We start from the raw sequence: 24,195 nt of genomic DNA, 5'->3' as shown, positions 1-24,195 counted from the left end.
CCGGTGTCCCCGTAGCCGCTCATGCGCCCGGCCCCGTCCGGTCGCGGTCGGTGCGGTGCGTGCGGTCCGCCGCGGCCCGCTCCCCGGGGGCGGCGGCGGGGCCGGGCACCCGGGGTTCCGCGGCCGGTCCGGGTACCCGGGGCTCCGCGGCGAGAGCCTCGGCCGCCACCCGCTGGTAGCGCAGCACCGCCTGCTCGGCGACGCGCAGGTCGCAGGGCGCGCTCCACAGCATGCGCCGGGCCCGCTCGTAGGTCTCGACCAGCTCCGGGTCCTCGGCGAAGCCGAGCCGGGACATCTTCGCCCGGTACGCGTCCAGCCGCCCGCGCAGCTCCGCGCGGACCGCCAGCGGCGCGGTGACCGCCGTCAGCGACTCGCGGGCGCGCAGCAGTTCGTCCTCCGCCCGGCCCTCCAGGGACTCCAGGAGCGGGGACAGCCGGTGCCACTGGGCGTGCCTGCGGTACTCCGCGGCCGTCGCGACCTGCTCCTGCAGCGCCGTCGGGGGGCCGCTGACCACGGGCACCTCGGTCGCGGCGATCTTCGCCAGCACCTCGCCCCGGGCGGTGCGCGCCTCGGCCAGGGTGCGGTCGGCCCGGGAGAGCACGTCCCGCAGCCGCAGGATGCGCTGCTCGGCGTCCCGGCGGACCGCGAGCACGGCGTCGATCTCCCGGCGCACCTCCTCCAGGGCGCGCGCCTCCCGGTCGTAGACCGTGGTGTCGGGGCGGCCCCCGCCGGGCGCCGAACTCCCCTCGGCGGGAACCCAGTAGGCCAGCGGATCCGACACCACCCGCTCGCGCAGCCGGGCCAGGGTGCGGGTGATCCGCTCCAGGTCGTCACCGGCCGGGTGCTCGCCCGGGCGCACCCCGACCGAGTGGGCGAGGCCCAGGGTGCGGCGCAGCTCGGCGGCGAGCAGGTCGATCCGGGCGGGCAGCGCCGACCAGACCGCGTCGGCGGCGACCACCAGGTCCAGGGCGGCGGCGTAGAGCCGGTTCATGCGGTCCACCAGCGTCTCCAGCGAGTACCGCTCGCTGAGCCGCCCCCCGCCGCCCGCCGGGGCGCCCGCGGCGGCGGTGGCGGCGCCGGGGACCATGACGGCCTCGCCGCGCAGCAGTTCGGTCAGCTCCGCCAGGTCCTCGCGGCTGGACCAGCGGCGCCGGGCGCGGATGCCCCGGGCGGTGCGCAGGGCCCGGGTGTACGCGTCGAAGTAGGTCCACAGCAGGGTGATCGACGCCTCGGCGGCGGCCCAGCGCCCGGCGGTGACACCGGTCAGCCCGGCGCCCTCCAGGAGCCTGCGGCCCGCGTGGTCCTGGAGCGCGAACAGCGAGGTCTCGACCGCCTCGTGCTCCGCGCCGAGCCGCGCCAGCGCACGGTCCACCTCGTCCCGGTCCATCACCGGCCCGGCGGGTCCCGCGTCGCCCATCGATCACCTCTCGCTGCTGCGGATCCGGTCCGCGACGTGTACGGCTGCGTTGGCTGTGTCCGTGTGGGGGTGGTCTGTCCGTGGGGGTCCGTCCGTGGGGTCTCTTCGTGGGGGAGGCCGGCGGGCCGGCCGTGGGGCGGGGCCTTCGGTACGGGGGAGGTGCGGGGCGGTGGGCGCCCCCGCGGCCTGCGGGACCGTGCCGTCCGGGGCGGGCCCCGGGGGCGGCCGTCCGTCAGGCCCGGCGCAGATAACGCGGTCGCGGCGGAGCCGACTTGGCGGAGTCGGCGCCCAGGGTCGCCTTCAGCCAGGTGTCGTAGGAGTGCTGCCAGCCCCGCTCCCGGTCGGCCCGCCACTCCACCAGCACCCGGTTGACCCGGCGCACCAGGTCGTCGGCGTCCTTGCGCATCGCCACGCCGTAGTACTCGGTGGTGAAGGCGTCGCCCTTGAGCTGGACCGTCGGGTCCTGCGCGGCCTGGCTGGCGGCCAGGGCGCCGTCGGTGACCACCGCGTCGACCTCGCCGAGCTGGAGCCGCACCAGGCAGTCGAGCTGGTTGGGCACCGTGGTGCTCAGATCGGCGGAGCGGACCAGCCGGCCCTCGGCCCGGTCCCGCTCCAGCGTGCTGAAGGCGGTGGAACCGTCCGCCGAGCAGATCCGCCTGCCCGCGAGGGAGGCGTCGTACCCGGTGATCGGGGAGGACTTGGGCGCGAGGATCTGCTGCCCGGTCCTGAAGTACGGGGCGGAGAAGGCGACATCGGCCATCCGCTCGCAGTTGATCGTCATGGTGCGGACCACCATGTCGACCCGGCCGTTCTGGATCGCCGGTATGCGCTGGTCGGTGGGGATCGCCTTGAACTGCACGGCGTCGCGGTCCCCGAGGATGTCCTGCGCTATCCGGTGCACCAGGTCGATGTCGAAGCCCTCCAGCCGGGCGGCGCCGCCGCTGTTCGGGTCGCGGTAGCCCCACCGGTAGCTGTTCTGGTCGACACCGACGACGAGCTTGCGCTTCTCGCCCTTGCGGCTCTTGATCGCCTCGATGGTGGGGCCGTCGGCACCGGAGGGCTCCAGGGTCTGCCGCTCGGGCGCCGCGCAGTCCGGGGCGACCCGGGCCTGGCTGCCGCGGGCGACGCCCTGGACGGCGCCGGTTCCCCGGACCGCCTCCCCGTGCGAGCGGACCAGGGGCAGCAGCAGCGCGAAGACGACCGCGAGGGCGCAGGCGACCGCCATCGCTCCCACTCCGCCCCAGCCCCTCAACCCGGCCCGGAGCCGTCGTGCTCCCATCCTCACGCCCCCTTCCACGGGTTCCCCTTCCCACCGGCCCACGCCGCCATGATGCCGCTCACCGGTACTCCGAGAGGCGCCGGCCGATGCCCAGCACGGCCCCGGCCGCGCCCAGGAGGGCGAGCGCGCCCGCGCCCTGCGGAAGCCCCGTCATCGCGTCCCGTCCGGCCCGCGCGGCCTGCCGGAACTGCCCCTCCTCATGGGCCAGGGCCTCGGCGAGCGCGGCGTCCACGGCGTCGAAGTACTCGGCGGTGGAGCCCTTGCCGCCGATCACCAGATCGAGTGCCTGCTGGTAGTTGCCGTTCTCGTCCTGCTCACGGGCGGCGATGTGGCGCTCGCGCCACCGCGTCATGTCGGCCTCGGCCGCCGCGACCGGCCGCCCGCCCGCCGCGTCGTCGGCGAGCCGCCGGGCCTCGGCCAGACTCCTGCCGAGGTCCCCCATGTTCGTCCCGAAGTCGAAGTCGTAGGCGTCGTACGTCTCGCCGTTCACCTTCGTGGTCTCCGCGCCGCGCGCCACCAGGGTGAGGTTCTCGTTGCCCCGGGCCTTGAGCGAGGCGATCCGGGCCTCGTGCAGCGCGTCCAGGGAGCGGACGCCGTGGGCGCGGGAGTCGCTGAGCTGGGTGACGGCGACCGTGTGCCCGACGGCCAGCCAGACCAGGACGGCCGCGGTGGCGGCGCTCGCGGCGACCAGGCCCCGGTTCAGGACCCGGTTGGTGCGCCGGTAGGAGCGGTGCTGCGCCCAGGCCAGCACGGCCAGGGCGAGCACCCCGAGGCCGATGGCCGCCCACGGGTAGGGGCGCGCGTCGGCGTAGTCGTCCCGCAGCCGCTGGTTCTCCGTGTTGTACAGGTCCTCGGCGGCCGGGAGCATCTCCCGCTGCATCTTCTCGTTGGCGTAGCGCAGATAGGCGCCGCCGACCGGGAAGCCCTGCCGGTTGTAGGTGCGGGCCCGCTCGACCAGGCCCTTGTACTCCGGCAGCAGCCGGTTGAGCTTCGCCACCGTCGCCGCGGAGGCCGAGTCGGGGTCGGAGTTGGCGGCGGCCCGCACCAGTTTGGTCGCGGCGGTGCGGATGCCCTTCTCGTAGCGGTCCCTGGACTGCCGGGTCTCCTGACCGCCCGCCAGGAAGCCGCTGGACGCGGCCGTGTTGGCGTCGGCGAGGGAGCGGTAGATGTCGGCGGCGTCCGAGGTGAGCGGCTGGCTGCGGGTCAGCACGTCGTCGGCGGCGGCCGCCCGGGTGCTCGTCTGCCAGGCCGTCACGGAGCCGAAGGCGACCACCAGGACGGCCAGCAGGGCGCCGATGATGCGCAGCCGGCCGGGCTCGGTGACCGCCGCCGCCCGCAGCCGGTCCAGGCCCTCGGCGAACGCCGTGCGCCGAGGCCGGGGCGGATGCGGCGCGGGGGGAGGCCCCCCGGGGCGCCGCGCGGACGCCGACTGGCGGGGCACGGCGGGCGGACGGGACGGACCCGCGGCGGCCGGTGCCGTCGCCGCGCTGCTCCTCGGCGGTCGATTCACTGCCTGACCTCCCCCGTGGTCGTCCGTCGCCGTACCCGTCGCCGCCCTCGCCGGCCCGCGGACCGGGCCGTGACCCGATCATGGGGCTTACGGGGCGTCACGCACCACCCCTGCCCATGAATACGTGACGGGAACCGGTTCGGTTCCCCGGTTCCCGTCGGGGGCGTGCCCGGAGCGCTTCTCAGGGGCGCGTCAGCTCCCGAAGTACGCCCGCGCCCGCTCCTGCGCCCCGGCGTCCGCGCCCACCCGGTCGAGCCCCAGCAGCACCGCGCCCAGGACCGGCGGGGAGGCCACCACCCGGGGCACGGCCAGGGGCGCGCGCTCCGCCAGCCGCTCCCTGATCCGGCCGTCCAGCCGGGGGTGCCGGGCGGCCAGGACGCTGCCGCCGAGCAGCACCGGCGTCTCCTCGCCCAGCAGCTCCAGCCGGGTCAGCGCGACCACGGCCATGGCGACCACCTCGTCCGCCTGCCGGTCCACGAGCCCCCCGGCGATCCGGTCGCCGTCCGCCGCCGCGGCGAACAGCACCGGGGCCAGCTCGTGCCGCCGCGCGCTCTCCACCCGGCCCAGGTGCAGCGCCTCGATCAGGGCGTACATGGAGGGCAGCCCGAAGTGGCCGGGCAGGTCGCGGGCCAGGGAGGTGGGCTCCCCGCGGCCGTCCTCGGCGCGCGCCGCGTGGTGCAGCGCGTCCTCGACCAGGCCCCAGCCGCCGCCCCAGTCCCCGGAGATGCGGCCGATGGCCGGGAACCGGGCGGTGCGGCCGTCGGGGCGCATTCCGGCGCAGTTGATGCCCGCCCCGCAGACGACGGCGACGCCGCGCGGTTCGGTCACGCCGGCCCGCAGCACGGCGAAGGTGTCGTTGCGCACGTCCACCGAGTCGCCCCAGCCGCGCGCGTGCAGGGCGGTGGCCAGTCCGGCCTCCTCCACCGGCAGGTCCGCGTTGGCCAGGCACGCCGAGACATGGCCGACCCGGGTGACGCCCGCCGTCGCGAAGGCGCGCTCCACCGCCTCCCCGAGGACGTCCACGGCGGGCCCGACGCCCATGGACGGGGGCTGGAACCCGCCGCCCCGGGCGGTGGCGAGGACGGTGCCGTCGCCCGTCACGACCGCCACGTCGGTCTTGCTGTTGCCCGCGTCGACGGCGAGGAAGCTCGTGCTCACGCCCACGGCAGGTGCTCCCGGTTGTGCGCGATCAGCTCGTCGGTGAGCCGCTCGGCGTAGGCGTACTGGCCGATCAGCGGGTGGGCGAGGAGGGCCCGGAACACCCGGTCCCGCCCGCCGCGCAGGGCCGCGTCCAGGGCCAGGTCCTCGTAGGCCGTCACGTTCGCCATCAGCCCCGCGTACAGCGGGTCCACGTGCGGCACCGGCAGCGGGGCCGCGCCCTCGGCGCCCACCGCCGCCTGCACCTCGACCACCGCGTCGTCGGGCAGGAAGGGCAGCGTGCCCCGGTTGTACGTGTTCACCACCTGGTACGGCGATCCGCCGCCGCCCAGCAGGGCCGCCGCGAGGTCCACGGCCGCCTCCGAGTAGAAGGCGCCGCCGCGCTTGGCCAGCAGCGCGGGCTTCTCGTCCAGGGCCGGGTCCCCGTACATCTCCAGCAGCTCGCGCTCCATCGCGGCCACCTCGGCGGCCCGGGACGGCTTGGTGCGCAGCTCGTCCACGACCTCGTCGTGCGAGTAGTAGTAGCGCAGGTAGTAGGAGGGGACGACGCCGAGGCGCTCCAGCAGCGGGCGGGGCAGCCGCAGGTCGTCCGCGACGGCGTCGCCGTGCTCGGCGAGCAGCCGGGGCAGCACGTCCTCGCCTCCGGGGCCGCCGAGGCGGACGGCGGTCTCCCAGGTGAGGTGGTTCAGGCCGACGTGGTCCAGGTGCACCGCCGAGGGCTCGGTGCCGAGCAGCGCGGCGAACTTGCGCTGGAGCCCGATCGCCACGTTGCACAGCCCGACCGCGCGGTGCCCGGCCCCCAGGAGGGCGCGGGTGACGATGCCGACGGGGTTGGTGAAGTCGATGATCCAGGCGTCCGGGTTGGTCCGGCGCACCCGCTCGGCGATGTCCAGCACCACCGGCACCGTGCGCAGCGCCTTGGCCAGGCCGCCCGCGCCGGTGGTCTCCTGGCCGACGCAGCCGCACTCCAGGGGCCAGGTCTCGTCCTGCTGCCTGGCGGCCTGGCCGCCGACGCGCAGTTGCAGCAGGACCGCGTCGGCGCCGTCCACGGCCGCGTCCAGGTCGGAGGTGGTGACGACGCGGCCCGGGTGGCCCTGCTTGGCGAAGATCCGCCGGGCGAGCCCGCCGACCAGCTCCAGCCGGTCGGCGGCCGGGTCGGCCAGCACCAGCTCCTCCACCGGCAGTGTGTCCCGCAGCCGGGCGAATCCGTCGACGAGTTCGGGGGTGTAGGTCGAACCGCCGCCTACCACGGTGAGTTTCATCCGGTCATCAGCCCTTTGCTCCAGTCGGTGCGGTGCCCGTGCGGGCGGCCTTCGGTCGGTGGGGGTGCGGGGGTCAGCGGGAGGTGTCGAAGACCTCGTCGCGGGTGGCGGCCAGCGCGCTCTCCAGCGCGCCGCGCAGGACGGGGTGTCCGGTGACGGTGGCGACGGCCAGCCGGGGCTGGGCGGCGGCCAGTTCGGCCATCTCGTCCTCGACCAGGGCGCGCAGCGTCTCGCCCCCGGCGGTCAGCACGGTGCCGCTGAGCACCACCAGTTCGGGGTCGAGGACCGAGACGAGCGAGGCCAGACCGGTGGCCAGACGGGTGGCGTAGGCCCGCAGCAGCCGCAGGTGCGGGGCGTCGGCGGTGCGGGCGGCGCGGGCGATCAGCGCGGCGGCGGTCTCCGGGTAGGGGCCGTCGGGCACGGGCGGGAGGCCGCACTCGCGGGCCAGGTGCGGGATGACCTGGGCCCCGGCCAGCTCCTGGAAGCCACCACTGCCGGTCCGCCCGACGCCGCGCGCCAGGGGGGTGCCGGGCACCGGCAGGAATCCGATCTCCCCGGCGCCGCCGGTCCAGCCGCGGTGCAGCCGCCCGCCGAGCACCAGGGCGGCGCCCAGGCCCTCCTGGTTCCACAGCAGGACGAAGTCGCCGTGGCCGCGGGCGGCGCCGAGCCGCTGTTCGGCCAGGGCGGCGAGGTTCACGTCGTTCTCGTACCCGACCGGCATCGGCAGGGCGGCGGTGAGTTCGCCGAGGAGGGCGGGGGAGTGCCAGCCGGGGAGGTGGTCGGCGTAGCGCAGCCGCCCGGTGTTCGGGTCGAAGGCACCGGGGGTGGCGATGACCAGGCGGCGCACGGCGTCCGGGGTGATCCCGGCGGCTTCGACGGCGCCGTCGAGGGCCTCGGTGACCTGCCGGACGACGGAGGCGCCGGGCAGGCGGCCGGGGACGGACAGCTCGTGGTGGCCGACGGTGCGGCCGGTGAGGTCGGCGACGGCGGCGCGGACGCGGCCGGGGGTGACGTCCAGCGCGGCGGCGTGGGCGGCGGCCGGGTTGACCTCGTAGAGCCGGGCGCCGGGGCCGGGGCCGCCCTCGGTGGTGCCCCCGGCGAGCACCAGCCCGGCGGCCTCCAGCCGGGCGAGCAGCTGGGAGGCGGTCGGCTTGGACAGCCCGGTGAGCCGGCCGATCCGGGTGCGGGAGAGGGGCCCGTGCTCCAGGAGCAGCTCCAGGGCGGCGCGGTCGTTCATGGCCCGCAGCACGCGCGGGGTGCCGGGCCCCCCGGTGACAGCCGCCATCCGCACCGCTTCCCCTCCGCGCCGGTGGAGCACTGTTAGGAAACTTTCCTGTCCCTCGGCGGAACGGTAGGGCGGCCTCCGGGGAGCCGTCAAGACCGGCTGCGGGAGAGGGACGGCGGGGCGTGCGGACTCGGCGGAGCCCCGTGGGAGCGGCGGGCCCGGCGGGTGAGGGGGAGCGCGGTGGAGGGGGGCGGTGGAGTGCGGGAGGAAGCGGGCGTACGCGGGGGAGTGCGGTGGGCCCGGGGAGGAGCCCCGTGCGGGCGGCGGGGGAGAGGGGGCCGGGCCGTGGACGCCGACGGGCCCGGAGGCCCGTCACCGGTCCCGGACGCCGTGCCGTGCCGTGCCGTCCGCCGTGTCCCTCCGGGGTGCCCCGCGACGGGAGTGGGCCCCCGCCGCCCCTGCCGTGGGCCCCGGGACGGGGCGTGGCCCCACGGGCGTGGGCCCCGTAGGGGCGGCGTGCGGGCCGTGTGCCGCCACGGTCGTGGGCCCGCGGACGGGGCGGGGTGGGCCCGGGGAAGGGCGGGCGCGTGGGCCCCGGACGGGCGGGCCGGCGGGCCGCCGGGGGCGGGGCGCCGGGGGCCGGGCGGGCCGGCGGGACCCGTGGTCAGGCCGAGATGCCGTCGATCCGGGCCAGCGCGTCGTCGGCGCCGTAGGGCTGGAGGTAGGGGAGCCAGCACGGGTCGCGGTGGCCGGTGCCGATGATGCGCCAGGCCAGACCGGTGGGCGGGGCGGGCTGGTGGCGCAGCCGCCAGCCGAGCTCGACCAGGTGCCGGTCGGCCTTGACGTGGTTGCAGCGGCGGCACGACGCCACCACGTTCTCCCAGGCGTGCTGCCCCCCGCGGCTGCGCGGGATCACGTGGTCGACGCTGGTGGCGATGGCGCCGCAGTACATGCACCGGCCCCCGTCGCGGGCGAACAGCGCCCGCCGGGTGAGCGGGACGGGCCCCCGGTAGGGCACCCGCACGAAACGCTTGAGCCGGACCACGCTGGGGGCGGGCACGGTGAGGGTCGCGCTGTGCAGATGGGCGCCGGACTCCTCCAGGCACACGGCCTTGTTCTCCAGGACGAGGACGAGCGCGCGGCGGAGCGGTACGACGCCGAGTGGCTCGTACGACGCGTTGAGCACCAGGACATGCGGCACGGATGCCTCCTTGTACGCCGGCGGCGCGTGGCTCGCGCCGGGACGATCCGTAGTCAGTCTCCCCTCATGCCTGGCAGGAGCGCCACCATGTGCCGGTAACGGGCCGGAAGTGTTCTCGGCCACACGGCGGGCGCCCCGAGGGCCCCGGCCCGTCCCGGCGCCGGGCGGCGCGGCCCTTCGGCCGGGCGGCGGGCCGGGGCGGGAACCGTGCCCCGTTAGTGTGGTGGGGCCGCCCTTTCGATGACTCCCGCCCGACGCCGGACCGCCCGCGCACGAGGGGACGGCCGCCGTACTGGAGGTATCCGCCGTGTTCCTGTCCGCCGCCCCGACGGCCACCGGCCCGTCGCCGTCACCGGCCCCGACGGCCCCGGTGGTGCCCACGCTCCAGGACGCCCAGGAGCACGCCACCAACGCCGCGAGCTGGGTCGAGGAGAACTGGTCGACCTGGCTCGCGATCGGACTGCGGGTCACCCTCATCGTGGTGATCGCGGCCGTGCTGCGGGCGGTGGTGCGACGCGCGATCACCAAGCTGATAGACCGGATGAACCGCACCGTCCAGGCGGTGGACGGCACCGCCCTGGGCGGGCTGCTGGTCAACGTCGAGCGGCGGCGCCAGCGCTCCCAGGCGATCGGGTCGGTGCTGCGCTCGGTGGCCAGCTTCCTGATCCTGGGCACGGGTGCCCTGATGGTCCTCGGCACCTTCGAGATCAATCTCGCCCCGCTGCTGGCGTCCGCCGGTGTCGCGGGTGTCGCGATCGGCTTCGGCGCCCGCAATCTGGTGACGGACTTCCTCTCGGGCGTCTTCATGATCCTGGAGGACCAGTACGGCGTCGGCGACACCGTCGACGCGGGCGTCGCCTCCGGCGAGGTCATCGAGGTCGGGCTGCGGGTCACCAAGCTGCGCGGCGACAACGGCGAGATCTGGTACGTCCGCAACGGCGAGGTCAAGCGGATCGGCAACCTCTCCCAGGGCTGGTCCACGGCCGGGGTGGACGTGACCGTGCGCGCGGACGAGGACCTGGACCGGGTCGAGGAGGTGCTGGACGGGGTCGCCGCGCGGATGGCCAAGGAGGAGCCCTGGAACGAGATGCTCTGGAGCCCCGTCGAGGTGCTCGGCCTGGACTCGGTGCTGCTGGACTCCATGGTGGTCCGGGTCTCCGCCAGGACCATGCCCGGCAAGGCCGTCACCGTCGAGCGCGAGCTGCGCTGGCGGATCAAGCGGGCCTTCGACGCGGCCGGCATCGCGATCGTCGGCGGCGCCGTCCCGGTGGAGGACCTGCCCGCCCCCGACCCGGCGGCGGGCGTAGCGGCCCCGTCGGCGTACGCGAGCGCGGTGTCGCCGCAGTCGATGGCCGCGGCGCCGATCCCGCCGCCCAACATCGCCAAGTAGGCCGACGGGCCGGGCCACGGCTCCGGCCCCGCGCCCGGGACCCGCCCCGGGCTCCCCGCCCACCGACCCGCTCGTCCGGGCCCCTACCCCCGCCCCGGTGCCCCGCGGGGGGCGGCTCTCCGCCGCCTCGCCCGGGCCCCCGCCCGCTGCCCCCGCCCACGGCACGGCCCCGGCGCCTCGCGCGGCGTCCCGTCCGGGTCCCCGGTCCATGGCTCCCCCGTCCGCCGCCCCGAACGGCCGGACCCCGTCGGCCCCGTGCCCGGCGGGGCCCCGTTCGGCGGCTCTCCCCAGGGCTCTGTCCCGGGCTCCCCGTCCGCCGTTCCACCCGTCCAGGACGGGTGTCCCCCGTCCCCCGCGGGGCGCCTCCGGCAGGCCGCTCGGAGCCCCGTGAGCCCGCCGCGTCGTGGCCCGCCCCCGTCCCGGCCGGGTCGCGGCCCCCCCGCACGCACGGTTCGGGCGGCGGTCACGGCGGTCGCTACGCGTACCGCAGCTCCCCCGGCCGCACCGCCCGTCCCAGCAGGGGCAGGGCCGTCGCCGAGGCCAGCAGGCAGGTCCCGTAGAAGGCGGGGGCGACCAGCAGGGCGCTCCACGGCAGCCCGGGGCTGTCCGCGACGCTGCCGTAGACGAGACCGGCGATCAGTCCGCCGCCCCAGGCCAGCAGGATGGCCGGGGCCAGCGGCAGCGCGGTCTCCAGGAGCAGGGCGCGGTTCAGGACGGAGCGCGGCACCCCGGAGGCGACCTGGGCGGCCAGGGCGCGGCGGCGGCCGGTGAGCGACTCCGCGGTGCCCACGGCGAGGCCGGACAGGGCGATGGCGAGCGCGACCAGGAGCGCGGTCCCGGTCAGGTTCAGGCCGGTGGTGTAGAAGGCCGGGGACGCGGCGGTCACCTCGCCCCGGTGCAGCCAGTCGAGCATGGAGTGCCGCACGCACAGGAACATCGTCGAGGAGGCCGTCACCAGGAACACGGCCGCGTGGGCGCGGGCCGCGGCCCACGGGTCGTCGCGCAGCCGCTCCGCCGCGAGCAGGACCGCCGCCGACCGGGCCCGCCCGGCGACCAGCCGGCCGAGCAGCCGGGACGCGGCCCCGGACAGCCACACCGCCCCCGCGCCGAGCGCGACGACCGCCAGGAACGCCGTCAGCGCCGGCAGCCACGGGAGCCCGCCCTGGGCGCCCCGGGCGGAGCCCGTGCCCCACGCGGCCGCCGCGGTCAGCAGGACCAGCGTGCCCAGGACCGCCCACCCCGGCCGGCGCCCCTCCTCCGGCCGCGACCGCCGCACCCGGCCCAGCGGGGAGGTCACCACCCGGCGCAGCGCCAGCGCCGCCGCCGCGGCGCCCAGCGCCGGCACGGCGACGGCGACCAGGGCCATGCCCGCCCAGACCCGGGCGGACGGCGCGGGCCACGACCTCGCCACCAGCAGGGCGCAGAAGACGGTGGCGACCGCCGAGCCCGCGAGGCAGGCCGGCGCGGTCTCCAGGGCCGCGATCCGCCGCACCTGCCAGGGCGTCGCCCCGGCCAGCCGCAGCGTGGCCAGCCGCCGGTCGCGGTGCGCTGCGCCGATCCGCGCGCACTGCCCGAGGAAGGCCAGCACCGGCACCAGCGACAGCAGCAGCCCGGCGATCACCCCGTACCGGGTGCCGGACTCGCTCACCAGCCCGTGGAAGCGGGAGACGGAACGGCCTTCGGGCACCGCCGCCAGCACGGCGGCGGCCAGCGCGAAGCCCGTGGCGGCCGCCGTGCCGACGGCGGTGAGCAGGAGCCGTGTCCACTCCCGGCGGTCCGATCCGCGCAGCAGGTGCCGGGCCAGCCGGGCGTCCGACAGCGGCGTGGGGCGGCGCGCGCTCACGCGGTCACCTCCTGCGGGGTCACCGCTCCGTCCCGCAGCCGGATCTCGCGGTCCGCGTACGCGGCGACCTGGGCGTCGTGCGTGACCAGCAGCACCGCGGTGCCCGACTCGCGGGCGGTGCGCGCCAGCGCCGTCATGACCTGTTCGCCCGCCAGGGAGTCCAGCGCTCCGGTCGGCTCGTCCGCGAACACCACCCGGGGCCCGGTGACCAGGGCGCGGGCCAGTGCCGCCCGCTGGGCCTGGCCGCCGCTCAGCTCGCCCGGCCGCAGCTCCTCCTGTCCGCGCACCCCGAACCGCTCCAGCCATTCGGCCGCCCGCTCCAGCGCGCCGGTCCGTCCGGCGCCGGCCAGCATCAGCGGCAGCGCCACGTTGTCCCGGACCGTCAGCTCCGGGATGAGCTGCCCGAACTGGAAGACCACCCCGAACTCGGTGCGCCGCAGTTCGCTGAGCCGCTTCTCGGGCAGCAGGTCCAGCCGCTGCGGCCGCCCGGGGCCCGGGGCGTAGGTCACCGTGCCCGCGTCCGGCCGGACGATGCCGGCCAGGCAGTGCAGCAGCGTCGACTTCCCGCTGCCGCTGGGGCCGGTGAGGGCGAGGATCTCGCCCGCGCGCAGCTCCAACGAGGCGCCGCGCAGCGCCCGTGCCGTGCCGTGCGCCTTGCGCAGGCCGTCGGCGGCGAGCAGCGGCAGTGCCGTGTCCCCGTTCGTCATCGGGAGCGGACCTCCGTGGTCAGAGTGGTGAGCCGGGCCGCCGTGGTGGTCATCCAGCGGAGGTCGGCGTCCAGGTGGTTGAGGGCGTAGTCGGCCGAGAGCACGGTGGTCAGATCCGTGTCCGGGGCCGTCTTGAGTGCCGTGAGTTCCCGCATGCGGGCCATGTGGGCGGCGCGCTGGGCCCGCAGATGGGCGTCCGCGTCGCCGCCGGTGAGGATCAGGACGACGAGCCGGGTGAAGATCTCGTTCGTCACATGGGGCGCGGGCGGCGCGATCTCCCCGGTCCAGCGGGCCAGTTCGCTCGCCCCCGCCTCCGTCGTCCGGTACGCCGTGCGCTCCGGGCCGCCGTCCGAGTCGGTGCCGTCGACCTCCGCGAAGCCGTCCCGCACCAGGCGCTGCAGGGTCGTGTAGACCTGCCCGTAGGCCAGGGGGCGGGCCCGGGGGAAGTTCTCGTCGTGGCGGCGCTTCAGGTCGTAGCCGTGGCTCGGCCCCCGGACGAGCAGCCCCAGCAGGATGTGACGGGTACTCATGGCGATCAGTATTCACCACGTACATGTACTGAGTGAATAGATGAGGCCGGAGCGGGGGCCACTGGTTCCGGAAGCGGTGATTCCGACAGGGGGTCGGCGGTGCTCCCGGGGCCCTCCGGGGGTGCGGGCGGTCCCCGCGAGCGGAGAGTGTGACCGATTTGTGTGATCCTGGGTGGGTCGGTGACCGGCGCGACCGCGCGCGGGGCAGTGATCGCAGGGCCCGGATGTGACCAAGGTCACCTTGCCCGCCCCTGGGGGCCTGTCCTCGCGCCGACTGGGTAGGCGCGGCCGTGACCCGACCCCCGATCGCGTGCTCCCGCACCGAAACACGAGGAGGCCCCCGTGGCTGCGTTGGTACCCCTTCTGCTCCCGGCCCCGTCCAAACCCGTGGCGGAGGACACCGGGACCGGCGGACGCCCCGGACCGGCCGGGCCCGTGAGCGAACCCTCCGCCGCCCTCGACAGCGCCTTCGACGCCGCTTTCGACACAGCCTTCGACACCCCGCACTACCGCGTCTTCGGCACCACCGGCTCCGGTGTCGGCGCCCCGCTCACCAGCGAACCGCCGCTGCCCGAGACCGAGCCCCTCACCAGCGAGTCCCCCTTCGCCGACGCCGTGCCGCTGACCAGCGAGTCCTCGCCCGAGCTCACCGCCGACGTCCCCGAGCAGGGCGGCCCCTCCTTCGCCGTGCCGGAACCCACCGGAACCTAGGGGCCACCGGATGACCGCCGCCCGGCCGGCCGGACCCGCCCTCCGGGAACTCTCCGGGGACCTGACCCGGCTCGCCGCCCTGCACGGCGTCGCCACCTCCCACCACGCCTCCCCGGACCGCACGGTCACGGCCCCGGCCGCCGCCGTCACCCGCGCCCTGGCCGCCCTCGGCGTCGACGCCGGGACCCCCGGGGCGGTGCGCGCCTCCCTGGCCGCCGCCCGCGCCGAACGGGCCGCCCGCCTGCTGCCGCCCACCGTGGTCGCCCGCGCCGGCCGGGGCACCCCCGCGGCCCTCACCGGGCTGCCCGGGGGCACCCGGCTGCGCGTCGACACCGAGGACGGCCGCACCCTCGACGGCACCGCGGAGCTGCCGCCGGGCGTGCACCGGCTCACCGCCACCGCCCCCGGCGGACGCCGCGCCGAGGCCCATCTGATCGTCGCCCCCGACAGGCTGCCCGCCCCCGCCGGGCGGTCCTACGGGCTCCTCGTCCAGCTCTACTCGCTGCTCTCCCGGCGCTCCTGGGGCATGGGCGACCTCGGCGACCTCGGGGAACTCGCCGCCTGGGCCGGACGCTCCCTCGGCGCGGGGTTCGTCCAGGTCAACCCCCTGCACGCGGCCGTGCCCGGTCCCCCCGCCGACCCCTCCCCCTACCGGCCCTCCTCCCGGCGCTTCCCCGACCCCGTGCACCTGCGCGTCGAGGACGTGCCCGAGTACGCCTACGCCGACGACCCCCGGCTGCGCGCCCTCGGGGAGCGGGCCCGTTCGCTGCGCGAGGCGGTGCTCTCGGGCGGCGCCCTCATCGACCGGGACGCCGTCGGCCGGCTCAAGCGCGAGGCCCTGGAACTGCTGGCCCGGGTCCCCCTCGGCCCCGGCCGCCGCGCCGCCCTCGCGGACTACCGGGCCGAGCGCGGCGGCGCCCTGGAGGACCATGCCACCTGGTGCGCCCTGGCCGAGGTCCACGGCCCCGACTGGCACCGGTGGCCCGAGCCGCTGCGCGACGCCCGCTCGGCGGCGACCGCGCGGGCCCGCGCCGCCCTGCGCGACCGGGTCGACCTCCACGCCCGCCTCGCCTGGCTCACCGACGGACAGCTCACCGCCGCCCAGCGGGCCGCCCGCGAGGCCGGGATGCCGGTGGGGATCGTGCACGACCTCGCCGTCGGTGTGCACCCCGGCGGTGCCGACGCCTGGGCCCAGCGGGAGTTCTTCGCCGCCGGCATGTCCGTCGGCGCCCCGCCGGACGCCTTCAACGCCCGGGGCCAGGACTGGGGGCTGCCGCCCTGGCGCCCCGACCGGCTCGCCGCCGCGGGCTACGCTCCCTACCGGGAGCTGCTGCGGGGCCTGTTCCGGTACGCGGGGGCGCTGCGCATCGACCATGTCATGGGCCTGTTCCGGCTCTGGTGGGTCCCCGAGGGGCATCCGCCCACCGAGGGCGCCTACGTCCGCTACGACGCCGAGGCGATGCTCGCCGTGCTGGTGCTGGAGGCGGCCCGGGCCGGTGCCGTCGTCATCGGCGAGGACCTCGGCACCGTCGGGCCCGGGATGCGCGAGGCGCTGCGCGAGCGCGGGGTGCTGGGCACCTCGGTGCTGTGGTTCGAGCGGGACTGGGCGGGCGACGGACGGCCGCTGCCGCCCGAGCGGTGGCGCGCCGACTGCCTGGCCACCGCCACCACCCACGATCTGCCGCCCACCGCCGCCCGGCTCTGCGGCGAGCACGTCGCGCTCCGCGACCGCCTGGGCCTGCTCACCCGCCCGGCGGCCGTCGAGCGGGCGGAGGCGGACGCGGACGCGGCGGAGTGGCGGGACGCGCTCACCCGCCTGGGCCTGCTGCGGCCCCCCTCCGGGCGGGGGGACGACACCCCCGCCGCCCCTCGGGGGGAGGTGCACCCGGACGGGTCGGCCGGACCGGACGGCGCCGAGGGTCCCCACGGGCCCGAGGTCCCCCACGGGCCGGACGGACCCGAGGCCCCTTACGGGCCTGAGAGCCCTTACGGGCCTGAGCACCCCTACGGGCCTGAGCACCCCTACGGGCTTGAGGCCCCCTACGGGCTTGAGGCCCCCTACGGGAGCGAGGACTCCTACGGGCCCGAGCACCCCTACGGGCCCGAGCACCCCTACGGGCCCGAGCACCCCTACGGGCCCGAGCGCCCCTACGGATCTGAGGGCTCCCATGGCCCGTACGGGGCCGGACACCCCTACGGGACCGAGATTCCTGAGGATGCGGCTGCCCCGGGCGGGCCCAGGGCTCCCGGGCGCGGTGGAACCGAGCACCCTCACGGGCCCGAGGTCCCTCGCGTGCCCCGGCACCTCCGCGTGCCGGAGGGGCCGGACGTGCCGGACGGGCCCGAAGCCCGTCGCGAGGCCGGGGACTCCCGTGCCCCCGGGACCGCCGGCACCCCCCGTACCCCCGGCGCCGCCGATGTCCCCCGTGCCCCCGGGACCGCCTTCCCCCGCGCCCCCGGTGCCCCCGTCACCCTCGCCGCCCCGCCGCCGGAGGCCCCCGGCCCCGGCCTCGACACCGCCGTCTCCTCGGAGGAGGCCGAGATCCAGGCCGTCCACCGGTTCCTGCTCCGCACCCCCGCCCGCATGGTCGGCCTCTGGCTGCCCGACGCGGTCGGGGACCGGCGCCCGCAGAACCTCCCCGGCACCCGGGACCAGTACCCCAACTGGCGCCTGCCCGTCGCGGACGCCCGGGGCCGCCCCGTGACCCTGGAGGACCTGGCCGACTCGCCCCGGCTGCGGGCCCTGATCGACGCGATGCGGACCCCCTCCGGCGGCTGAGCGGCGCCCCGGGGGGAGCCCCGTACGGCACCCCGGGCGCGCGCCCCGTTCGGCCGTTCGCTAACTTGGGCTCCGTGGACAAGAAGAACGCCCTGCGCGCCGGCGCCCTGGCAGCCGGTACGACGCTGATGATGCTGCTCATGACGTCCCCCGCGCTCGCGCTGACGCGCGACGACGGCGACGACCCCGGCCAGGGTCTGAGCGTCGTCGAGACGCTGGGCCTCTACGTGCTGGCCCCGATCGGCCTGTTCGTGGTCATCGCCGCCCTGGTGATGGTCCTGGACCGGTCCAAGGCGGAGCACCGGGTGATCGCCCCCGGCAAGGCGAAGACCAAGGCGGGCGCGGGAGCCTGACGGCCGCCCGGCCCGCGTGAACGGCGCCGCACCCGGCTCTCCCTCCACGGGAAGCGGAGCGGCGCCTTCGCCATGCCCGCGCCCGGCCCGCTCCGGCCCTCCACCACCGCGCCACCGCACCACCCCGACACGCGCCCCAGGGGCGCCCGGCACCGTACCGGGCGCCCCTGGGGCGTTTCGTCAGGGGACCAAGGGCGCACTGAGCGGGAGCGCCGCGAGGACTGCCCGAGCACGCCGCGAGAGGTGCGCGGGAGCGCCGCGAGGACCGGGCGGCAACGCCGCGGGGGCCGCCCGGCGCACCGCCGGACGGCCCCCGCGGACCCCGCGCGACGGGGTCAGGCCGCCGCGGCGGCCGTGTCGGCCGCCTGGGCCCTCAGCGCGCGCTCGACGCCCGATCGGGCCTCGGAGACCAGGCGGCCCAGCGCCGCGTTGGGACCGGCGGAGACCAGCCAGGCGTCCGTGCGCTCCAGGGTCTCCCGGGAGACCTGCTCCGACGGGTACAGGCCCACGGCGATCTGCTGGGCGATCTCGTGCGAACGGGCGTCCCAGACCTCCTTGAGCACCTCGAAGTACCGCTCCGCGTACGGCGCCAGCAGCTCGCGCTGGTCGCTCTGCATGAAGCCGTCGATCACCGCCTCCTGCACGGCGTTCGGCAGCTTGTCGGACTCCACGACCGAGGCCCAGGCCTCCGCCTTGGCCTCCTCGGACGGGCGGGCCGCCCGGGCGTGGGCGGCGTGCCGCTCACCGGCGGCCGTGCGGTCCCGCTCGTACTCGGCGGCGATCTCCGCCTCGTCGAAGCGGCCCACCGCCGCGAGCCGCTGCACGAACGTCCAGCGCAGCTCGGTGTCGACGGCCAGGCCCTCGACGCTCTCGCCCCCGTCCAGCAGCGCCTCCAGCAGATCGAGCTGCTCAGGCGTCCTGGCCGTCGCCGCGAAGGCGCGCGCCCAGGCGAGCTGGTGGTCGCCGCCCGGCTCGGCGGTCCGCAGGTGGGCCAGCGTGGCCTCCGTCCAGCGGGTCAGCAGCGCCTCCCGCCCGGCGGGGTCGGTGTAGTGGTCGACGGCCAGCTTCACCTGGCGGTGCAGCGACTGGACGACGCCGATGTCGGACTCCTTGCCGATTCCGGACAGCACCAGCGACAGGTAGTCGCGGGCCGCCAGCTCCCCGTCCCGGGTCATGTCCCAGGCGGAGGCCCAGCACAGGGCGCGCGGCAGCGACTCGGTGAAGTCCCCGAGGTGCTCGGTGACCACCGCGAGCGACCGCTCGTCCAGGCGGACCTTGGCGTACGACAGGTCGTCGTCGTTGAGCAGCAGCACCGCCGGGCGGGCCCGGCCCACCAGCTCCGGCACGGCCGTCAGCTCGCCGTCGACGTCCAGCTCGATCCGGTCGCCGCGCACCAGGCGCCCCTCGGCGTCGAGGTCGTAGGCGCCGATGGCGATGCGGTGCGGGCGCAGCGTCGGCTCGCCCTTGGCCCCGGCGGGCAGCGCGGGCGCCTCCTGGCGGACGGCGAAGGAGGTGATGACCCCGTCGGCGTCCGTCTCGATCTCCGGGCGCAGGACGTTGATGCCGGCCGTCTCCAGCCACGCCTTCGACCAGGTCCGCAGGTCCCGGCCGGAGGTCTCCTCCAGCGCGCCCAGCAGGTCGGACAGGCGGGTGTTGCCGAACGCGTGCCGCTTGAAGTACGCCCGCACACCCTGGAAGAACGCGTCCTCGCCGACGTGGGCGACGAGCTGCTTGAGGACGGAGGCGCCCTTGGCGTAGGTGATGCCGTCGAAGTTGACGAGCACGTCGTCCAGGTCGCGGATGTCCGCCATGATCGGGTGCGTGGACGGGAGCTGGTCCTGCCGGTACGCCCAGGTCTTCATGGAGTTGGCGAACGTCGTCCACGAGTGCGGCCACTTGGAGCCGGGCGCCTCGGCCTGGCAGGCGGCCTCGGCGTAGGTGGCGAACGACTCGTTCAGCCAGAGGTCGTTCCACCACTCCATGGTGACCAGGTCGCCGAACCACATGTGGGCCAGCTCGTGCAGGATCGTCGCGGCCCGGCCCTCGTACGCCGAGTCCGTCACCTTCGAACGGAACACGTACTGGTCGCGGATGGTGACCGCGCCCGCGTTCTCCATCGCGCCCGCGTTGAACTCGGGGACGAAGAGCTGGTCGTACTTCTTGAAGGGGTACGGGTAGTCGAACTTCTCCTGGAACCAGTCGAAGCCCTGCCGGGTCACGTCGAGGATCGCGTCGGCGTCGAGGTGCTCGGCGAGCGAGGGGCGGCAGTAGATGCCGAGCGGCACCGACTGGCCGTCCCGCTCGTACACCCCGTGCACGGCGTGGTACGGGCCGACGATCAGGGCCGTGACGTACGACGAGATGCGCGGGGTCGGCTCGAACGCCCAGACGTTGTCCCGGGGCTCGGGGGTGGGCGAGTTGGAGATGACCGTCCAGCCCTCCGGCGCCGTCACGGTGAACCGGAAGGTCGCCTTGAGGTCGGGCTGCTCGAAGCTGGCGAAGACCCGCCGCGCGTCCGGCACCTCGAACTGGGTGTACAGGTACGCCTGGTCGTCGACCGGGTCGACGAACCGGTGCAGCCCCTCGCCGGTGTTGGTGTAGGCGCAGTCCGCGACGACCCGGAGCACGTTGCGGCCCGCCAGCAGGCCCGGAAGGGCGATGCGGGAGTCCCGGAACACCGTGCCCGCGTCCAGCGCGCCGCCGTTCAGGGTCACCTCGTGGACCGTGGGCGCGACCAGATCGATGAAGGACTCGGCCCCGTCCTCCGCGACGTCGAAGCGCACCGTGGTCACGGACCGGTAGGTGCCGCCCTCCTGCGCGCCGGTGAGATCCAGGTCGATCTCGTACGAGTCGACGGTCAGCAGGGTCGCCCGCCGCCGTGCTTCTTCGCGAGTCAGGTTTGTGCCAGGCACGCGGTCATCTCCTCGATATGGGTGGTCGCGCCATCCTTCCACGGGAGCTGTCCGGAACGCGATCTCCAAAAGGCCGGACGGGGCCGGACGGCGCCGGGGGCCGGGCCGGGCACCCGGCGGGCCGGGGGACGCCGGGTGCCCGGGGAACGCCGACGGCCCGGAGGAGGCGCGGGTGCCTCCTCCGGGCCGCGGGGTCACGGCCGGCCGCGCGGAGCGGCCGGGCGGTGCTCAGCCCTTGAGCTCGGCCGCCACCAGCTCCGCGATCTGCACCGTGTTCAGGGCCGCGCCCTTGCGCAGGTTGTCGTTGGAGACGAACAGGGCGAGGCCGTTGTCGACCGTCTCGTCGCGGCGGATGCGGCCGACGAACGACGGGTCCCGGCCGGCCGCCCCGAGCGGGGTCGGCACCTCGGTGAGCGCCACGCCGGGCGCGCCCGCGAGCAGCTCCCGGGCGCGCTCCACGTCGAGCGGGCGGGCGAAGCGGGCGTTGATCTGGAGCGAGTGGCCGGTGAAGACGGGCACGCGCACACAGGTGCCGGAGACCTTCAGCTCCGGGATGCCCAGGATCTTGCGGGACTCGTGGCGGAGCTTCTGCTCCTCGTCCGTCTCGTGCAGGCCGTCGTCGACGATGGAGCCGGCCATCGGCAGCACGTTGTACGCGATCGGCGCCACGTACGTCCCGGGCTCCGGGAACTCGGCCGCCGAGCCGTCGTGGGTCAGCTTCGGCGCGTCCTCGCCGACCTTGCGCACCTGCTCGAACAGCTCGTTCACGCCCGCGAGGCCGGAGCCGGACACGGCCTGGTAGGTGGAGACGACCAGGGCCTCCAGGCCCGCCTCGGCGTGCAGCGGACGCAGCACCGGCATCGCGGCCATCGTGGTGCAGTTCGGGTTGGCGATGATGCCCTTGGGGCGGTCCGCGACGGCGTGCGGGTTCACCTCGGCCACCACCAGGGGAACCTCGGGGTCGCGGCGCCAGGCCGAGGAGTTGTCGATCACCACGGGCCCCTGGGCGGCGACCTTCTCGGCCAGGGCCCGGGAGGTGGCGCCGCCCGCCGAGAACAGCACGATGTCCAGGCCGGAGTAGTCGGCGGTGGCCGCGTCCTCCACCGTGACGCCGTCCAGCTCCTTGCCGGCGGACCGGGCCGAGGCGAACAGGCGCAGCTCGGTGACCGGGAACTCCCGCTCGGTGAGGATGCCGCGCATGACCGTGCCGACCTGACCGGTGGCTCCGACGATTCCGACCCTCACAGCGACTCCTTATGACGACGTGCCTGTACCCGGCCGGGGGGCGGGGCGGTTCCATCATGCGCGGCATCCCGGTCGGTGTGTCCAATCGATTGCCCGGGTAATGGACGGGTATGCCCCCGGCCGGGCGGCTCAGTCGTGCCGTTCGATGGACCAGTCGCCCAGCGCCCGGACGTGGTAAATCCCTTCCGACAGGCGGTAGGGGCCGGAAGTTGCGGTCAGCTTGTGCCGGGGGAACAGATTTTCGTCGAGCCGGAAGAGGTGCTGGATGCCCCCGGTGGCGACGAAGGACACCTCCGCGTCCGGCCCGGTGTGACGTACGACTCCATAGGCCGTGCCCTGGGTCCGCCGACCCAGCGGGACCGCCTCGGTGAAGGGCGCCGACTCCAGCCGCCACTTGACGTCCTCGGTGCAGTTCACGATGAGGAAGCAGGAGCCGCCGGGGTCGACCCAGACCGGGCCCAGCGCCGGGCGGTGCCGGTGGCCGAGGTCCGCGATGACGGCGGACTTCCCATAGGGGTGGTTCGAGGCGTGGGCGATCAGCTTCCCCTCCTTCCCCCGGGAGGTGCGCCGCAGGGTCATCAGGGTGGGCGGCCCCTGGTAGCGCAGCACGGTGGTGCCCTTGCCCTCGAAGGAGCCGGTGAACAGCGGCGCCTCCTCCTCGGGGAACAGCCGCAGGCTCCACTCGCCCGAGTAGGTGATCCGCACGGTCTTCTCCGACAGGCCCTGGCCGAAGACCAGCCCCGCGCCCCGGACGCCGTGGGTGTGGGTGTCGAGCCACTCGGTCTCGTCGCCGTACTCGTCGAGCGGGCGCACCTCGACGCCGTAGCTGTGGGGAGCGCCCCGGAACTCGAAGCGGGCCAGCGCCGGGCGGCCCGGCCGGGGGCTGACCAGGGTGACGGTCTTCTCGCCCCGGCCCTCGTAGCGGCCGGTCTCCCGCTGCCGGGCGGGATCGAGTCCGGGCCGGGCCTCGACGGCCAGCTCCCAGCGGTGCGCGCCCGCGCCGACCGCCAGCAGGAGGGGACCCGCGGGGAGTTCGGCGGTCTCCCTGACCCGGCGGCCGTTCCAGCTGTGGACCAGTTCCTCGGGGCGCCGCAGCTCCTCGGCGGTGTCGCCCCGGTGGACGCTCATCCCGAAGATGCCGTTGTGCCGGTCCGAGGCCCGGACCTTCAGCTTCGCCGCGCCCCCGGTGTGGGCGAAGACCTCCGGGCCCCTGCCCTCGGCCCGGCCGGGGCCGAGCGGGAGGGCCGCCGACAGGGGCAGCACGGTGAGGGTCCACTTCCCGGAGTTGCTCACCCTCAGCTTCACCGGGCCGCCCCTGCGGGGCGGTACGAGGAGGGCGCGGCCGCGCAGATCGGGCAGGTCGGCGCAGAGGACGTCGTCGTCGCGGCCGGGTATCCGCACCCTCAGGTAGGGGTACTCGTCGACCCGCGCCTCCAGGATCACCGGCCCCGAGTCCGGCGGGAACGGCAGGTCCACGGTGATGGTGCGCTCGCCCTCGCCGTGATGCGTCTGCGGCGCGAACGCGAACGCGAGCGGGTGGTCCGGCCGGGGACCCCCGGTGCCCCCGTCACCCAGCGGTGCCGGGCCGGGTGTCCCGAAGGCGGGCACCGCCGGGGACGCGGCCGCCAGGGGGGCCGTCGCCGCGTCCGTCTTGGACACGCCCGGCAGCGGCACCGGTCCGGCGCCCGCCAAAGCCGCCGGTACGGGCCCGGGCGGCGCCGCCGGGAACGGAGCGGGCGGCAGCGCGGACGCCGCCGGGAACGGCGCCGGGGGCAGCGGTGGCGCGGGCGCGGGTGGAGGCGCGGAGACGAGCGTGGGGGTGGGGGCGGGTGCCAGCGCGGGCGGTACGGCGGGCCCCGGTCCGGCGGCCGGCGGTCCCGGCTCCGCCACGTCCATCCCGAAGTCCCTCGCCAGCCCCGCGAGCCCCGTGTCGTAGCCCTGCCCGACCGCCCGGAACCGCCAGCGGCCGTCGCGCCGGTAGAACTCGCCGAGGACGAACGCCGTCTCGCTGGACGCGTCCGTGACGTCGTAGTGCGCCACCAGGGTGCCGTCGGCCGCCACCACCTGCGCGTACAGCCCGGGGACCTGCCCGAACACCCCGTCCTCGCAGGACCCGGTGACCAGCACCCGTTGGACGGCGGGCTCCGTCCCCGGCAGGTCCAGCTCCAGCCACTCGGCGCTCTGCCCGCCGCCCTCGCCGGTGCCCAGGTGACGGACGGCGCCGGAGGGGTGCGCGAGCCGGCCGTGGAAGACGATGTCGGCGTCGCCCCGCACCGTGCCGCTCGCGTCGAGCAGCAGCGCGGCGGCGTCCACGGCCGGGGTCCCCGGGGCCTGCCTGCGGCCCACCGCGATCCGCAGGGGTGCGTCCGGGACCGGGGTGTTGGCCCCCTTGGCGATGTGCGTCATGCGGCACATGGTGACAGTGGGGAGGGCGCGAGGAAAAGATCTTCGGTGACGGGCGTTCCCCGGCCGGGCGGCCGGCGGACCCGGGGGCGCGACGACGCCGCCCGGGGGAGGAGTCCGGGGGAGTACCCAGGGGTTCCCCCGGAGCACGGCGCGCCCCGGGGGAGCGGCCCCTCGGGGGTGTCCCCGGGTCCTGCCGCCGGACCGCCCCGTCCGCCCGGAGGGCGGGCCCGGCGGCACCGGAACGCGCGGGGTGCCGCCGGGCGGACG

17 protein-coding genes are annotated in these 24,195 nt (G+C 76.4%); 4 read left to right on the top strand and 13 right to left on the bottom strand.

Annotation, left to right across the window (positions count from 1 at the left end; translation table 11 throughout):
* Positions 1-19 precede the first annotated feature (19 nt).
* From ACZ7LB_RS06380 to ACZ7LB_RS06350, 7 genes are all read right to left on the bottom strand, one after another.
* Positions 20-1,417, bottom strand: a complete 1,398-nt coding sequence (locus ACZ7LB_RS06380) for a hypothetical protein (RefSeq protein WP_471465667.1) — start codon at positions 1,415-1,417, stop codon at positions 20-22.
* A 232-nt stretch (positions 1,418-1,649) separates the two neighbouring features.
* Entirely contained in the window at positions 1,650-2,696 is a 1,047-nt protein-coding gene (locus ACZ7LB_RS06375; protein ID WP_471465666.1) for a glutamate ABC transporter substrate-binding protein, read from the bottom strand.
* A 58-nt stretch (positions 2,697-2,754) separates the two neighbouring features.
* Positions 2,755-4,137, bottom strand: a complete 1,383-nt coding sequence (locus tag ACZ7LB_RS06370; protein ID WP_471465665.1) for a hypothetical protein — start codon at positions 4,135-4,137, stop codon at positions 2,755-2,757.
* A 261-nt stretch (positions 4,138-4,398) separates the two neighbouring features.
* Positions 4,399-5,364, bottom strand: a complete 966-nt coding sequence (locus tag ACZ7LB_RS06365) for an N-acetylglucosamine kinase (protein WP_471466049.1) — start codon at positions 5,362-5,364, stop codon at positions 4,399-4,401.
* Positions 5,361-6,626 carry a 6-phospho-beta-glucosidase gene (locus ACZ7LB_RS06360; protein ID WP_471465664.1) on the bottom strand — a complete coding sequence of 422 codons (1,266 nt, stop codon included), beginning with the start codon at positions 6,624-6,626 and terminating at the stop codon, positions 5,361-5,363. The genes ACZ7LB_RS06365 and ACZ7LB_RS06360 overlap by 4 nt, the downstream gene beginning before the upstream one ends.
* Before the next feature lie 73 nt (positions 6,627-6,699).
* The gene (locus tag ACZ7LB_RS06355; RefSeq protein ID WP_471465663.1) at positions 6,700-7,911 is read right to left on the bottom strand and encodes an ROK family transcriptional regulator; all 1,212 of its coding nucleotides are present in this window, start codon (positions 7,909-7,911) and stop codon (positions 6,700-6,702) included.
* A gap of 604 nt (positions 7,912-8,515) precedes the next feature.
* Complete coding sequence (locus ACZ7LB_RS06350; RefSeq protein ID WP_471465662.1) at positions 8,516-9,052, bottom strand: HNH endonuclease; 537 nt, start codon at positions 9,050-9,052, stop codon at positions 8,516-8,518.
* A 307-nt stretch (positions 9,053-9,359) separates the two neighbouring features.
* Between ACZ7LB_RS06350 and ACZ7LB_RS06345 the strand changes: the two genes are divergently transcribed.
* Complete coding sequence (locus ACZ7LB_RS06345; protein ID WP_471465661.1) at positions 9,360-10,442, top strand: mechanosensitive ion channel family protein; 1,083 nt, start codon at positions 9,360-9,362, stop codon at positions 10,440-10,442.
* A 475-nt stretch (positions 10,443-10,917) separates the two neighbouring features.
* Here the strand turns inward: ACZ7LB_RS06345 and ACZ7LB_RS06340 are convergent, their stop codons facing one another.
* The 3 genes from ACZ7LB_RS06340 to ACZ7LB_RS06330 are packed head-to-tail and all read right to left on the bottom strand — an operon-like array spanning position 10,918 to position 13,522.
* Entirely contained in the window at positions 10,918-12,285 is a 1,368-nt protein-coding gene (locus tag ACZ7LB_RS06340; RefSeq protein WP_471465660.1) for an FtsX-like permease family protein, read from the bottom strand.
* The gene (locus ACZ7LB_RS06335; protein ID WP_471465659.1) at positions 12,282-12,992 is read right to left on the bottom strand and encodes an ABC transporter ATP-binding protein; all 711 of its coding nucleotides are present in this window, start codon (positions 12,990-12,992) and stop codon (positions 12,282-12,284) included. The genes ACZ7LB_RS06340 and ACZ7LB_RS06335 overlap by 4 nt, the downstream gene beginning before the upstream one ends.
* Positions 12,989-13,522, bottom strand: coding sequence for a PadR family transcriptional regulator (locus tag ACZ7LB_RS06330; protein ID WP_471465658.1), 534 nt, complete (start codon positions 13,520-13,522; stop codon positions 12,989-12,991). Before ACZ7LB_RS06330 ends, ACZ7LB_RS06335 begins: the two co-directional genes overlap by 4 nt.
* Before the next feature lie 435 nt (positions 13,523-13,957).
* On the opposite strand from ACZ7LB_RS06330, the gene ACZ7LB_RS06325 reads away from it, so the two are divergent.
* The 3 genes from ACZ7LB_RS06325 (at position 13,958) to ACZ7LB_RS06315 (ending at position 17,365) form a co-directional block, all read left to right on the top strand.
* Positions 13,958-14,233, top strand: a complete 276-nt coding sequence (locus ACZ7LB_RS06325; RefSeq protein WP_471465657.1) for a hypothetical protein — start codon at positions 13,958-13,960, stop codon at positions 14,231-14,233.
* Between the two features lie 10 nt (positions 14,234-14,243).
* Positions 14,244-17,012 (top strand): 4-alpha-glucanotransferase, encoded by a 2,769-nt coding sequence (gene malQ / locus ACZ7LB_RS06320; RefSeq protein WP_471465656.1) that lies wholly within the window; start codon positions 14,244-14,246, stop codon positions 17,010-17,012.
* A 74-nt stretch (positions 17,013-17,086) separates the two neighbouring features.
* Entirely contained in the window at positions 17,087-17,365 is a 279-nt protein-coding gene (locus tag ACZ7LB_RS06315) for a hypothetical protein (protein ID WP_471465655.1), read from the top strand.
* A 335-nt stretch (positions 17,366-17,700) separates the two neighbouring features.
* Here ACZ7LB_RS06315 and pepN read toward each other — a convergent pair whose 3' ends face one another.
* From pepN to ACZ7LB_RS06300, 3 genes are all read right to left on the bottom strand, one after another.
* The gene (gene pepN, locus ACZ7LB_RS06310; protein WP_471465654.1) at positions 17,701-20,277 is read right to left on the bottom strand and encodes an aminopeptidase N; all 2,577 of its coding nucleotides are present in this window, start codon (positions 20,275-20,277) and stop codon (positions 17,701-17,703) included.
* A gap of 228 nt (positions 20,278-20,505) precedes the next feature.
* Positions 20,506-21,522 carry an aspartate-semialdehyde dehydrogenase gene (locus ACZ7LB_RS06305; RefSeq protein ID WP_471465653.1) on the bottom strand — a complete coding sequence of 339 codons (1,017 nt, stop codon included), beginning with the start codon at positions 21,520-21,522 and terminating at the stop codon, positions 20,506-20,508.
* 129 nt (positions 21,523-21,651) lie between these two features.
* A complete protein-coding gene (locus ACZ7LB_RS06300; RefSeq protein WP_471465652.1) occupies positions 21,652-23,928 on the bottom strand; it encodes a TerD family protein in 2,277 nt (758 codons plus the stop codon).
* Between the last annotated feature and the right edge of the window lie 267 nt (positions 23,929-24,195).

The organism is Streptomyces sp. NPDC107521, assembly GCF_055598485.1.
Note: the sequence above shows the minus strand (reverse complement) of the source record. Positions and strands in the feature narration are given on the sequence as shown.